Raw genomic sequence first — 12,500 nt, forward strand, 5'->3', positions numbered from 1 at the left:
TGCCATGCCCGCTGAAGATCTCGTCGTCGCCCGGCCCGAGGGGCTGTATTGCCCGCCCGGCGATTTCTACATCGACCCCTGGCGGCCGGTGGCACGCGCCGTCATCACGCATGCGCATTCGGACCATGCGCGCATCGGCCATGTGCACTACCTGGCCCACGCCGACAGCGCCGGCACGCTGCGCACGCGGCTCGGCGCCGACATCGCGCTGCAGACGCTGCCGTATGGCGAGGCCATCGCGCACCACGGGGTGCGCGTGTCGCTGCATCCCGCGGGCCATGTGCTGGGGTCGGCACAGGTGCGGCTCGAACACGGCGGGCGCGTGTGGGTGGCGTCGGGCGACTACAAGACCGAGCCCGACGGCACCTGCGCGCCCTTCGAGCCCGTGCCTTGCGACACCTTCATCACCGAGTCGACCTTCGGCCTGCCGATTTACCGCTGGCCCACGCAGGCCGCGCTCTTTGCCGAGATCGACGCCTGGTGGCGCGCCAACGCCGAGGCCGGGCGTGCATCGGTGCTCTTCTGCTATGCCTTCGGCAAGGCGCAGCGCATCCTGCACGGCGTGGACGCATCGATCGGGCCGATCGTGGTGCATGGCGCCGTCGAGCCGCTCAACGCGGTGTACCGCGCGGCGGGCGTGGCCTTGCCCGCGACGCTGCGCGTCACCGATCCGGGCGTGGATGCGGCCTTGCTGAAGCGTGCGCTCGTGCTGGCGCCGCCCTCGGCACAGGGCACGCCGTGGATGAAGCGCTTCGGCCAGCACGCCGATGCGTTCGCGAGCGGCTGGATGCAGCTGCGCGGCACGCGGCGGCGGCGCGGCGTGGACCGCGGCTTCGTGATGTCCGACCATGCCGACTGGCCCGGCTTGCAGCAGGCCATCGCGGGCACCGGTGCCGAGCGCGTGTTCGTCACGCACGGCAGCGTGCAGGTGATGGTGCGCTGGCTGCGCGAGAACGGGCTCGATGCGCAGGGCTTCAAGACGGAGTATGGCGACGAGGACGATCAGGACGTATCCGCCGCCGCCGGCCCCCATCCCGACCTTCCCCCGGAGGGGGAAGGAGCAAAACCATGAAGGACTTCGCCGCGCTCTACCGCGAGCTCGACGCGAGCACCTCGAACCTCGCGAAGCAGGCCGCGCTGCAGCGCTACCTGCGCGAAGCGGATCCCGCCGATGCGGCATGGGCCGTGTATTTCCTCGCGGGCGGCAAGCCGCGCCAGCTGGTGCCGACCAAGCTGCTGCGGCTGCTCGCGCGCGAGGCGGCGGGCCTGCCCGAGTGGCTGTTCGACGAAAGCTACGACGCCGTCGGCGACCTGGCCGAAACCATCGCGTTGCTGCTGCCGCTGCCCACCGAGGCGCACGACCTCGGCCTGGCAGCGTGGGTGGAGGACCACCTGCTGCCGCTGCGTGAGGCCGGCAAGTCGGCGCCCGACGCGCTGCCTTCGCGGCTGCGCGCGCAGTGGGCCCGGCTCGCGGCCGAGGAGAGGTTGGTGTACTTCAAGCTCATCACCGGCGCCTTCCGCGTCGGCGTCTCGAAACTGCAGGTCACGCAGGCGCTCGCGGCCGTGGGCGGCATCGATCCCAAGCGCGTGGCGCAGCGGCTCATGGGCTACACCCACATCGGCGGCCGTCCGCGCGCGGCGGACTATCGCGCGCTGATCGCGCCCGAGTCCGATGCCGAGCAGGTGCTGAAGACCAGCGGCCAGCCCTATCCGTTTTTTCTCGCGCATCCTTTCAATCTGCCGCTCGACCAGTTCGACGCCACGCTCGGCCCGCCTTCGGACTGGATCGTCGAGTGGAAGTGGGACGGCATCCGCGCGCAGCTCGTCAAGCGCGCGGGCGAGGTCTGGCTGTGGTCGCGCGGCGAAGAACTCGTGACCGAGCGCTTTCCCGAATTGGCCGTGCTGGGCGAGGCGCTGCCCGACGGCACGGTGCTCGACGGCGAGATCGCCGTCTGGCGCGACGGTCGCGTGCAGCCCTTTGCCGAGCTGCAGAAGCGCATCGGGCGCAAGACCCTCGGCGCCAAGCTGCTGCGCGAGGTTCCGGTGGTGCTGCTGGCCTACGACATCCTCGAATGGGAAGGGCGCGACCTGCGCGCGCTGCCGCAATCCGAGCGTCGCGCGCGGCTCGACGAGCTCGTCGCGCAGCTGCAGCATCCTTCGCTGTTGCCGAGCCCCGTGCTCGACGGCGCCGACTGGCAAGACCTGGCGCGCCAGCGCGAGGCGGCGCGCAGCATGGGCGTGGAAGGCATGATGCTCAAGCGCCGCCATGCGCAGTACGGCGTTGGCCGCACCAAGGACGTGGGCGTCTGGTGGAAGTGGAAGATCGATCCGCTCAGCGTCGACGCGGTGCTGATCTATGCGCAGCGCGGCCACGGCCGGCGTGCGAGCCTCTACAGCGACTACACCTTCGCGGTGTGGGACGGCCCGCCCGGGCAGGAGGGGCGCAAGCTCGTGCCCTTCGCCAAGGCCTACTCGGGCCTCACCGACGCCGAGATGGGGCGTGTGGACGCGATCATCCGCAAGACCACGGTCGAAAGCTTCGGGCCGGTGAAGAGCGTCGCGCCCACGCTGGTGTTCGAGCTCGGCTTCGAGGGTATCGCGCGCAGCACGCGCCACAAGAGCGGCATCGCGGTGCGCTTTCCGCGCATGCTGCGCTGGCGCGAGGACAAGCTGGTGGAAGACGCCGACACGCTGCAGACGCTGGCAGCGCTGCTGCCGGTATGACCGCTGCATCGGACCCCGACTCTCTCCCTCCCCCTTTTGGGGAGGGCAGGGGTGGGGGCAGGCGGCGCATCCGGCGTCAGCCGTCGCTCGAAGGCCGCGAGCCCCCATCCCAACCTTCCCCCAAAGGGGGAAGGAGCAAGAACGTCAAGGCCGCGCTCGACACATGGTTCGCAGGCCGCGGCTGGAAGCCGTTCAAGTTCCAGCGCGAGGTGTGGAAGGCCATCGTCGAAGGAAGGTCCGGCCTGCTGCACGCCACCACGGGCGCGGGCAAGACCTACGCCGTGTGGCTCGGCGCACTGCAGGCGTTCTCGACGGCGCCCGCACTACCGTCGCGCAGCGGCAAGGCCATCGCCCCGCCGCTGACGGTGCTGTGGATCACGCCGATGCGCGCGCTCGCCGCTGACACGCTGCGCGCGCTGCAGCAGCCGCTCGAGGCGCTCGGCGCCGAGGCGCACCACCGCTGGAGCGCCGGTGCGCGCAGCGGCGACACCTCGTCGGCCGAGCGCAGCGCGCAGAACGAGCGCCTGCCCACGGCGCTCGTCACCACGCCCGAGAGCCTGTCGCTGCTGCTCGCACGCGCCGACGCCAGCGAGGTGCTGGGCCATGTGCGCATGGTGGTGGTCGACGAATGGCACGAGCTGCTCGGCAACAAGCGCGGCGTGCAGGTGCAGCTCGCGCTCGCGCGGCTTCGGCGCTGGAATGCCGGGCTCTCGGTCTGGGGCATGTCGGCCACGCTCGGCAACCTGCAGGAAGCCATGCATGCCCTGCTGGGTGGCGCGAAGAGCGAAGAGGGCGTGCTCGTGCAAGGCGCGGTGCCCAAGAAGCTCGTCGTCGATTCGCTGCTGCCGGGCCGCGCCGAGCGCTTCCCGTGGGGCGGCCACCTGGGCCTCACGATGCTGCCGCAGGTGCTCGACGAGATCGCCACGAGCAGCACCACGCTGGTGTTCACCAACACGCGTTCGCAGGCCGAGATCTGGTATCAGGCCATGCTCGAGGCGCGGCCGGAATGGGCCGGCACCATCGCGCTGCACCATGGCTCGCTCGACCGCGCGGTGCGCGAATGGGTCGAGCTCGGGCTCAAGAGCGGCGAACTCAAGGCCGTGGTCTGCACCTCGAGCCTCGACCTCGGCGTGGACTTTCTGCCGGTCGAGCGCGTGCTGCAGATCGGCTCGCCCAAGGGCGTGGCGCGGCTGCTGCAGCGCGCGGGCCGCTCGGGCCACGCGCCGGGACGCCCGTCGCGGATCACGCTGGTGCCCACGCACAGCATCGAGATGGTCGAAGGCGCCGCAGCGCGCGCGGCCATTGCCGCCGGCCACATCGAGGCGCGCCAGACGCCGCAGCAGCCGCTCGACGTGCTGGTGCAACACCTGGTCACGGTGGCGCTCGGCGGCGGCTTCCGCCCCGACGATCTCTACGACGAGGTGCGCGGCACGGCGGCCTATGCCGGGCTCTCGCGCGAGAGCTGGTCCTGGTGCCTCGACTTCGTGTCGCAGGGCGGGCCTTCGCTCGCGGCCTACCCCGACTACCGGCGTGCCATTCCCGATGCCGAGGGTGTGTGGCGCGTGCCCGACACGCGGCTCGCGCGGCGCCACCGCATGAACATCGGCACCATCGTGAGCGATGCGAGCATGGCGGTGCAGTACCTCGGTGGCGGCCGCATCGGCAGCGTCGAGGAGAGTTTTGTCGCGCGCATGAAGCCGGGCGACTGCTTCCTCTTCGGCGGGCGGCTGCTCGAACTCGTGCGCATCCACGACATGACGGCCTGGGTGCGGCGCGCCACCGGCAGGCGCGCCGCGGTGCCGCGCTGGAACGGCGGGCGCATGCCGCTCTCGTCGACGCTGGCCGACGCCGTGGTGCAGCAGCTCGCACTGGCCGGCGAGGGACGCTACGGCTCGCCCGAGCTGCAATGCGTGCGGCCGCTGCTCGACATCCAGCAGCAATGGTCGGCACTGCCGACCCCGCAGACCCTGCTCGCCGAGACGCTCACCACGCGCGAAGGCTCGCACCTGTTCCTCTACCCCTTCGCGGGGCGGCAGGTGCACATGGGGCTCGCGAGCCTGCTCGCATGGCGCGTCGCGCAGCACGAGGCCCGCACCTTCTCGATCGCGGTGAACGACTACGGCTTCGAATTGCTGAGCGCGGTGCCGGTCGACTGGCCCGCGTTGCTGCCGCAGGTGCTGGCATTGCCGCAGGGCGACGATGCGCACGCCGAACTGCTGCACGAGGTGCTGGCCTCGCTCAATGCGGGCGAACTCGCGCAGCGCCGTTTCCGGGAGATCGCGCGCGTCTCCGGCCTGGTGTTCCAGGGCTACCCGGGCGAGAAGCGCAGCAGCAGGCAGCTCCAGGCCTCGTCATCGCTCTTCTGGGAGGTGTTCCGCAAGTACGACCCGGCCAACCGGCTGCTGCTGCAGGCCGAGCAGGAACTGCTCGCGCAGGAGCTCGAGATCGGACGCCTCGGCGCGAGCCTCGCGCGCATGGCGGGCCAGCGGCTGGTGCTCCAGCCGCTCGAGCGGCCGACGCCATTTGCATTCCCGCTCATGGTCGAGCTGTTCCGCGAGAAGCTCTCGAACGAGAACGTGGCCGACCGCATCGCGCGCATGGTCGAGCAGCTCGAGAAAGCCGCGGGCGGGGTGGTCACGGCCGGCGGCGTGGAGCGCGTGAAGGGCACGCTCGCCTTCGGGCAGGAAGGCCCGGGCAAAGCGCCGGCGGCGCCGCGCCGCGCGCGCAGGCCGCCGTCACAGCGCTCCCGGCCCTTGCCGCCGCTGTGAGCAACCTTGCCGCGTCAGCCGGCGCCGTGCGTCTTCACCCAGCGCACGATGTCCGCTGCGCCCATGGCCCCAGCCTGCCGCGCCACCTCGCGGCCGCCGCGAAACAGCGCGAGCGTCGGGATGCTGCGGATGTTGAAGCGCGTGCCCAGCGCCGGCACCGCCTCGGTGTCGACCTTGGCGAGCCGCACCTGCGGCTCGAGCTGCGCCGCCGCCTGCTCGTAGGCCGGCGCCATCTGCCGGCAGGGGCCGCACCAGGGCGCCCAGAAGTCGACCAGCACCGGGATCTCGCTGCGCGCGATGTGCCGGTCGAAGGTTCTCTCGTCGGGCAGGGCCGTCGAATGGCCCGCGAACAGCGGCCGATGGCAGCTGCCGCAGTCAGGGGCACTGCCCAACTGGTCCGCGCGCACGCGGTTGGTGGTGTGGCAGTGTGGGCAGACGATGTGCAGGGGTTGCGATCCGGTCATACCGACGAACTGGGGTCCGCCGGGCGAAAATGCAAGCCGTGAGTTCCCCGCATGCCCCCGCCGCCGCGCTCGCCGTCGAATGGGCGGGCGCGTCGTTGCACCTGCTGCCCGAGCGCGCCGTCTGGTGGCCGGACGCGCGCGTGCTGTTCGTGGCCGACCTGCACCTCGGCAAGGCCGCGACCTACCGCGCCCTCGGCCAGCCCGTGCCCGGCGGCACCACGCGGCAGAACCTGGCCCGGCTCGACGCGCTGATCGCGCGCCTCGCGCCGCAGCGCATCGTGTTTTTGGGCGACTTCCTGCACGCGGCGCAGGCGCGCACGCGCGAGGTGCTCGCGGCGCTGGCCGACTGGCGCGCGATGCATGCGCAGGTCGGCATGACGCTGGTGCGCGGCAACCACGACAGCCGCGCTGGCGATCCGCCCGCGGCCCTCGCCATCGACGTGGTCGACGAGCCCTGGCTGCTCGGCCCGTTCGCCTGTTGCCACCATCCGCAGCCGCATGCGGGCCATTTCGTGCTGGCAGGCCACCTGCACCCGGTGTGCCGGCTCTACGGGCCGGGGCGCGACAGCGTGCGACTGCCGTGTTTCGTGAGCGAGGCGGGCCAGGCGGTGCTGCCGGCCTTCGGCGAGTTCACGGGCGGCTGGCTGGTGGAGCGGGCGCCGGGGCGGCGCTTCCATGCGGTGGGTGGCGACGCGGTGTGGGCGCTGCCGGGCGAGGGCTAACGAATCCGGCTCCTTCCCCCGGCGGGGGAGGGAGAAAGACAAATCAGAGCACCACGGGTTCGTCCGGCAGTTCGTTGCTGTCGGGCTGGTCGTCGGCCAGCGGAAAGTGCGCCACCAGCAGCGCCGAGACCTCGCCCAGCGCCTGCGTGAGCCCGTCCTCGAAGCGGCCTTCGCGGAAGGCCGCGCCCATGCGCCGGGCCATGGCGGCCCATTCGGCCGCATCGACCTGCGCGCTGATGCCGCGGTCGGCCACGATCTCGATCGCGTGCTCGGCCAGCAGCAGATAGATCAGCACGCCGTTGTTGTTCGCGGTGTCCCACACGCGCAGCTTGCCGAACAGCGTCACGGCGCGTTCGCGCGGCGCGGCGTGGCGCCGCAGGTACGACCAGGGCAGTCCCGCCTCGATGCAGATGCGGATCTCGCCGCTGTGGCGGCGCTCGCTCGCGGCCACGCGCGCGCCCAGCCGCTCCAGGGCGTCGGGGGGGAGCACGCGCCGCACGTCGGACTCGTCCATCCACCGATGGCGCCAGATGCGGCCCAGCTTGCCGAAGAAGCCTGGGGTCGTCGTCGTCGTTGCTGCTGCTGCCATGCCTACCAATCCCCCGAGGCGCCGCCGCCGCCGAAATCGCCGCCACCGCCGGAGCTGAAGCCACCGCCGCCGCCGCCACTGCTCCAGCCGCCGCCACCACCGCCGCCCCAGCCGCCGAACCCGCCGGTGCTCGCGCCGCTGCGACCGCTGCGGCTGCCGAGCCGCGGGCTCGATGCGGCCACGGCGGAGAACAGCGACACCATGAAGGCGGCCATGGCCGCCAGCACCGCGATGACCACGCTGGTGGTGATGAGGAATGCGACCACGCCGATGCCGCCGCCCATCACCACCGAGCCGAGCTTCTTGCCCGCCATCGAACGCAGGATCGGCGCCGCGACGAATACGCCGATGAACAGGAAGATCGCAAGGTTTTCCCAGTCGATGTCGCCATCGCCCGTGCCCGCACCGCCTCCCTGCGACGGCTCGGGCAGCGCCTCGCCGTCGACCAGGCCGATCAGCCGGGCCACGGCCGCATTCACGCCGCCCGCGAAGTCGTTGTTGCGAAAGCGCGGCTTCATCTCCTCGTCGATGATGCGGATCGCCGCCAGGTCGGGCACAGCACCCTCGAGCGTCTTGGCCACTTCGATGCGCATGCGGCGGTCGTCCTTGGCCACGATCACCAGGATGCCGTCGCCGACGTCGCGGCGGCCGATCTTCCAGGCATTTCCGACGCGGTTGGCATAGCTCGCGATGTCCTCGGGCGCGGTGGTGGGGACCATCAGCACCACCATCTGCAAGCCCTTGCGCTGTTCGAAGGCGGCGAGCTTGGCGTCGAGTTCGGCGCGCTCGGCTTCACCGAGCGTCGCGGTCTGGTCGATCACGCGCGCGGTGAGCGCGGGCACGGGCAGCAAGTCTTGCGCCGCGGCCGTGGCCACGAGACCGGCCCACGCGGCCGCCCCCAGCAGGACGGCGGCCAGCGCGTGGCGAATCGTCAGGGCGAAGCCCATCGACCGGCCGTGTTACTTCTTCGGCGCCGAGAAATCGACCGTCGGCGGCGTCGAGATCTGCGCTTCGTTCTGTACCGAGAAGTTGGGCTTCGGGTCGTAGCTGAAGACCATCGCAGTGAGGTTGGTCGGGAAGCTGCGCGCCAGCACGTTGTACTCCTGCACCGTCTGGATGTAGCGGTTTCGCGCCACGGTAATGCGGTTCTCGGTGCCCTCGAGCGTCACGCGCAGGTCGCGGAAGGCCTGGTTGGCCTTGAGTTCGGGGTAGCGCTCCGACACCACCATGAGCCGCGACAGCGCCGACGACAGCTCGCCCTGCGCCTGCTGGAACTTGTTGAACGCCTCGGGGTTGTTGAGCGTTTCGGGCGTGACCTGGATCGACGTGGCCTTGGCGCGCGCCTCGATCACCTGGGTCAGCGTGTCCTGCTCGAAACTGGCCTCGCCCTTCACGGTGGCGACGATGTTGGGCACCAGGTCGGCGCGCCGCTGGTACTGGTTGAGCACCTCGCTCCAGGCCGATTTGCTGGCTTCGTCCAGCGACTGGAACTGGTTGTAGCCGCAACCGCTGAGCGAGAGCACAGCGGCAAGAATCAGGAACCAGCGTTTCACGAACATCATTTGCATTACCTCCGCAGAAGAGCCGGAAGGTAGCATAGCCGGCCATGTCCCTCGATCCCCTCCAGGCCCTGCAGGCCGCGAACCGCGCACTGCCGCCCGCAGCGAAGGCGCCCATGGGCACCGTGCTGATCGCCGGGGCCACCGGTGCGCTGGGTCAGGAGTTGCTGCATCTTTTTGCCGGCAACAAGCGCTTCGCGCGCGTGCGGCTCCTGGCCAGCGAGCCGGTGCGCGATGGCATGCGCGGCGTCGAGACCTGCATGGCCGACCCGGCCGTGCCGTTCGCGCAATGGCCGCTGGCGCCGGCCGATACCGCCGTCGTCGCCTTCGATCCGCCGCGCCTCTACCACGACCGCGAGCGCGCCTTCTGGGCACCGCAGCCCGGCGACCTGCCCGCGCTGGCGCTTTGGCTGCGTGCGAGTGGCGTGCGCACGCTGGCCATCGTGCAGCCGCACGACCAGGGCCGCCTGCCCGAGGCGCTCAAGCGCGGCCTGGCGAACCTCGACGAGCATGCGGTCGTGGCCTGCGGCTTCCAGCGCGTGATCATCGTGCGCTCGGCGCGCAAGCCCGCCGACGCGCGCCTCGCCAACCCTGCCGAGCGGCTGGCCGCATGGATGCTGTCGACGCTGCGCTACATGGTGCCGAGCAGCGAGCAGCCGGTGCGCGCGTCGAAGGTGGCCGCCCTCGTCGAGCTCGCGCTGCGCATCGCACCGCCGGGCGTGCACGTGGCGTCGCCCGAACTGGTGTGGCAGGCCGCGCAGGGCGACATGCAGGCCGTGGCCGCGCGTTGGCTGGGTCTGCCCGTGGGGGAATGAGAAGGGGTGCAGCACCGCCGTCACGGGCGGCGCGGCAAAATCACGCCATGCCCAAAACACCACTCCGTGCGGCCGCGGCCGTCGGCGGCACCGCCGACGACGTCGAAGCCGCCTTCTACGAGGCGCTGCAGCGCGGCGACATCGATGCGCTGATGGCCTGCTGGGCCGACGAGGACGAGGTGTTCTGCGTCCATCCGGGCGGTCCCCGGCTGGTCGGCGCGACGGCGATCCGCGCGGCTTTCGAGCAGATGTTCGCGAACGGCGCCATTCATGCCACGCCGGCGCGCGTGCGCAAGATCGAGTCGCTCGGGAGCGCGGTGCACAACGTGCTCGAACGCATCGAGGTGCTCACGGCCGAAGGCCCCCGGCACGCCTTCGTGCTCGCCACCAACGTCTATCACAAGGCCGCCGAGGGCTGGCGCCTCGTGGCGCACCATGCGAGCCCCGGCAGCGCGCGCGAACCGAACGACGCGAGCGAGTCGCCCCAGACGCTGCACTGACGGAGGATTCCGGTGGACTACGCGGCCCCGCGCTGGCTGCCCGGCGGCAACCTGCAGACCATCTGGCCGGCGCTCTATGCCCGGCGTTTCCATGGGCCGCCCCCGGCCTACCGCCGCGAACGCTGGGCCACGCCCGACGGCGACTTCATCGACGTGGATTTTGCCGAGCCGCTCGCGTCGCAGCCCGGCGCGCGACCACTGCTGGTGCTGTTCCACGGGCTCGAGGGATCGTCGCGCAGCCACTATGCCGAGGCCTTCGCCGCCTTCGCAAGCGAGCGCGGCATGGCGTTCGCGGTGCCGCATTTCAGGGGCTGCAGCGGCGAACTCAACCTCGCGCCGCGCGCCTACCATTCTGGCGACCACGAGGAGATCGACTGGATCCTGCGCCGCCTGCGCGACCAGCATGTGCGCCAGGGCGGCGGCCCGGTGCTGGCCGCGGGCGTCTCGCTCGGCGGCAACGCGCTGCTGCGCTGGGCCTGCGAGGCGGGCGAGAGCGCGCGCGCCGTCGTGGCCGCCGTGGCCTCGGTGTGCGCGCCGCTCGACCTCGCGGCGGGCGGCCAGGCGATCGGCCGCGGCTTCAACCGCCTGGTCTACACGCGCATGTTCCTCGCGACCATGAAGCCCAAGGCGCTGGCCAAGCTGGCGCAGTTTCCGGGTCTGTTCGACCGCGAGCGACTGCTGGCGGCGCGCAGTCTCTATGAATTCGACGACGTCTTCACCGCGCCGCTGCACGGCTTTCGCGGCACCGACGACTACTGGGCGCGGGGCTCGTCCAAGCCGCTCTTGCGCGCGGTCCGCGTGCCCGCGCTGGTGGTGAACGCACGCAACGATCCGTTCATTCCAGCCGAGAGCCTGCCGGGCCCCGCCGACGTCGCGCCGCAGGTCACGCTGTGGCAGCCGGCGCATGGCGGGCATGTGGGCTTTCCGCTCGGGCTGCCGCCCGGCCACCTGCGCAGCATGCCCGATCGCGTGGGCGGCTGGCTGGCTGCCATGGCGAGCGGTTCGCCGACGCCGCCCGCGCCTTGAGGCGCGCACAATCCCGTCATGGACGACATCGTCAAACAGGCACTCGCCAAATGGCCCAACGTGCCGCACTGCTACGGCTGGCTCGGACTCGACGCGCGCGGCAACTGGTACATGCGCGACGACCGCACGCAGGCCGAGGGGCCTTTTCCCGCTGCGAAGGGCTCGATGCTGCGGCACGACAAGCTGATCGAGTTCATCCACCGCAACTACGACCATGACGACGAAGGCCAGTGGTTCTTCCAGAACGGCCCGCAGCGCGTCTATGTCGAGCTGGAGGCGGCGCCCTTCGTCTGGCGCATCGCCGACGCCGGGGGTTTTGCCGTCACGGCCCACACCGGCCAGGCGGTCGACGAAATCTCGGCGTGCCTGCTCGACGAAGCGGGCCGCCTGTACCTTGCGGCAGCGCCTTGGGGCCTCGGCTTGGTCCACACGCAGGACGTGGGCCTTGCGGCCGATGCGATCGAGCAGGGGCTCTGGACGCCCGAGCCGGTGCAATCGGACGACTTGCCGCAGCGCTTCGGCCACGTGCTGAGCCCGGAGGGGCGCCAGCCCGTGAGGGCCGCAGCGCCGCTATCGAAACCATAGCTGCGGCCGTGCGGCGCGCATGAAAAAGCCGGCGAGAAGCCGGCTCTTTTTTTGGGGCTTGCGAGCGCTTACTTGCTGGCGCTCGCGGCCGGTGCGGGTGCCGATGCGGCGCCTGCAGCCGGAGCCGAGGCCGCGCTTTCGGCGGGTGCCGCGGCAGCTGCGGGGCGGTCGGGCACCGCGAACTTGCCGCCGGCCGAGTTGGCCAGGTAGACAACGGCACGGCCGATTTCGAGGTCTTCGAAGTCGCCGCCGCCTTGCGGTGGCATCGCGCCCTTGCCGCGCAGCGCATGCTCGAGCAGCGTGTCGTAGCCCTGCCCGATGCGTGGGCCCCAGGCGGCGGCGTCGTTCAGGTGCGGTGCGCCGGGAATGCCGGGCGCGCCGTGGCAGGCGATGCACTGGGCCTTGAAGACCGCCTCGCCGGCTGCGAGCGGACGGTTGGCGTCGCGGATCTCGATGGCGCCGACCTTCTTGAGCCGGTCGGCCAGTTCGCGGTCGCGATCGGCTTGCGAGACGCCGTACAGCGCCATGTTGTCGCCTTCTGCCGTGCCCGAGGGCTTGTTGCCCGAGACCACATAGGCCACGAGGCCCACGATGATCAGGATGGGAGCAAGGAAGGAAAAAAATACCGCGAGCAGCAGTTGCTTCGGGTTCTTGATGGGGCCGGTGTGGGCTTCTTCTGTGGCCTGGTAGTGCGGGTCTGCGCTCATGGCGTCCTCAATAACGGGGGCTCGTCGGGGGGCTTTTTCGA

General features: G+C 71.1%; 13 protein-coding genes. 8 read left to right on the plus strand and 5 right to left on the minus strand.

Annotation, left to right across the window (positions count from 1 at the left end; all coding sequences use genetic code 11):
- The first annotated feature begins 4 nt into the window (after positions 1–4).
- Genes AC3A6G_RS15940 through AC3A6G_RS15950 form a run of 3 tightly spaced genes read left to right on the plus strand, consistent with a single transcriptional unit; the run spans position 5 to position 5,492 of the window.
- Positions 5–1,072, plus strand: a complete 1,068-nt coding sequence (locus tag AC3A6G_RS15940; RefSeq protein WP_487874022.1) for a ligase-associated DNA damage response exonuclease — start codon at positions 5–7, stop codon at positions 1,070–1,072.
- Entirely contained in the window at positions 1,069–2,724 is a 1,656-nt protein-coding gene (locus AC3A6G_RS15945; RefSeq protein ID WP_487874023.1) for an ATP-dependent DNA ligase, read from the plus strand. The genes AC3A6G_RS15940 and AC3A6G_RS15945 overlap by 4 nt, the downstream gene beginning before the upstream one ends.
- Positions 2,721–5,492: a ligase-associated DNA damage response DEXH box helicase gene (locus AC3A6G_RS15950; RefSeq protein ID WP_487874024.1), complete on the plus strand. Its 2,772-nt coding sequence runs from the start codon at positions 2,721–2,723 to the stop codon at positions 5,490–5,492. The genes AC3A6G_RS15945 and AC3A6G_RS15950 overlap by 4 nt, the downstream gene beginning before the upstream one ends.
- Positions 5,493–5,506: 14 nt before the next feature.
- Here AC3A6G_RS15950 and trxC read toward each other — a convergent pair whose 3' ends face one another.
- Positions 5,507–5,956 carry a thioredoxin TrxC gene (trxC, locus tag AC3A6G_RS15955; RefSeq protein WP_487862496.1) on the minus strand — a complete coding sequence of 150 codons (450 nt, stop codon included), beginning with the start codon at positions 5,954–5,956 and terminating at the stop codon, positions 5,507–5,509.
- Between the two features lie 29 nt (positions 5,957–5,985).
- On the opposite strand from trxC, the gene pdeM reads away from it, so the two are divergent.
- Positions 5,986–6,678: a ligase-associated DNA damage response endonuclease PdeM gene (gene pdeM, locus AC3A6G_RS15960; RefSeq protein ID WP_487862497.1), complete on the plus strand. Its 693-nt coding sequence runs from the start codon at positions 5,986–5,988 to the stop codon at positions 6,676–6,678.
- Between the two features lie 43 nt (positions 6,679–6,721).
- Here the strand turns inward: pdeM and AC3A6G_RS15965 are convergent, their stop codons facing one another.
- From AC3A6G_RS15965 to AC3A6G_RS15975, 3 genes are read right to left on the minus strand one after another with little or no spacing between them, the layout of a single operon-like run.
- On the minus strand, positions 6,722–7,267 hold the full coding sequence (locus AC3A6G_RS15965) for a TPM domain-containing protein (protein WP_487862498.1): 546 nt from the start codon (positions 7,265–7,267) through the stop codon (positions 6,722–6,724).
- Between the two features lie 2 nt (positions 7,268–7,269).
- Positions 7,270–8,214, minus strand: coding sequence for a TPM domain-containing protein (locus tag AC3A6G_RS15970; RefSeq protein WP_487874025.1), 945 nt, complete (start codon positions 8,212–8,214; stop codon positions 7,270–7,272).
- 12 nt (positions 8,215–8,226) lie between these two features.
- Positions 8,227–8,826, minus strand: coding sequence for a LemA family protein (locus AC3A6G_RS15975; RefSeq protein ID WP_487862552.1), 600 nt, complete (start codon positions 8,824–8,826; stop codon positions 8,227–8,229).
- Between the two features lie 47 nt (positions 8,827–8,873).
- Between AC3A6G_RS15975 and AC3A6G_RS15980 the strand changes: the two genes are divergently transcribed.
- From AC3A6G_RS15980 to AC3A6G_RS15995, 4 genes are read left to right on the plus strand one after another with little or no spacing between them, the layout of a single operon-like run.
- Positions 8,874–9,641, plus strand: coding sequence for a Rossmann-fold NAD(P)-binding domain-containing protein (locus AC3A6G_RS15980; RefSeq protein WP_487865979.1), 768 nt, complete (start codon positions 8,874–8,876; stop codon positions 9,639–9,641).
- A 47-nt stretch (positions 9,642–9,688) separates the two neighbouring features.
- Positions 9,689–10,141, plus strand: a complete 453-nt coding sequence (locus AC3A6G_RS15985) for a YybH family protein (RefSeq protein WP_487862501.1) — start codon at positions 9,689–9,691, stop codon at positions 10,139–10,141.
- Between the two features lie 12 nt (positions 10,142–10,153).
- The gene (locus AC3A6G_RS15990) at positions 10,154–11,167 is read left to right on the plus strand and encodes a YheT family hydrolase (RefSeq protein ID WP_487874026.1); all 1,014 of its coding nucleotides are present in this window, start codon (positions 10,154–10,156) and stop codon (positions 11,165–11,167) included.
- A gap of 18 nt (positions 11,168–11,185) precedes the next feature.
- Positions 11,186–11,752 carry a DUF2946 family protein gene (locus AC3A6G_RS15995; RefSeq protein ID WP_487874027.1) on the plus strand — a complete coding sequence of 189 codons (567 nt, stop codon included), beginning with the start codon at positions 11,186–11,188 and terminating at the stop codon, positions 11,750–11,752.
- 68 nt (positions 11,753–11,820) lie between these two features.
- Here AC3A6G_RS15995 and AC3A6G_RS16000 read toward each other — a convergent pair whose 3' ends face one another.
- Complete coding sequence (locus AC3A6G_RS16000; protein WP_487874028.1) at positions 11,821–12,459, minus strand: c-type cytochrome; 639 nt, start codon at positions 12,457–12,459, stop codon at positions 11,821–11,823.
- Positions 12,460–12,500 lie beyond the last annotated feature (41 nt).

It is taken from the genome of Variovorax sp. Soil_C_26, from assembly GCF_057657075.1.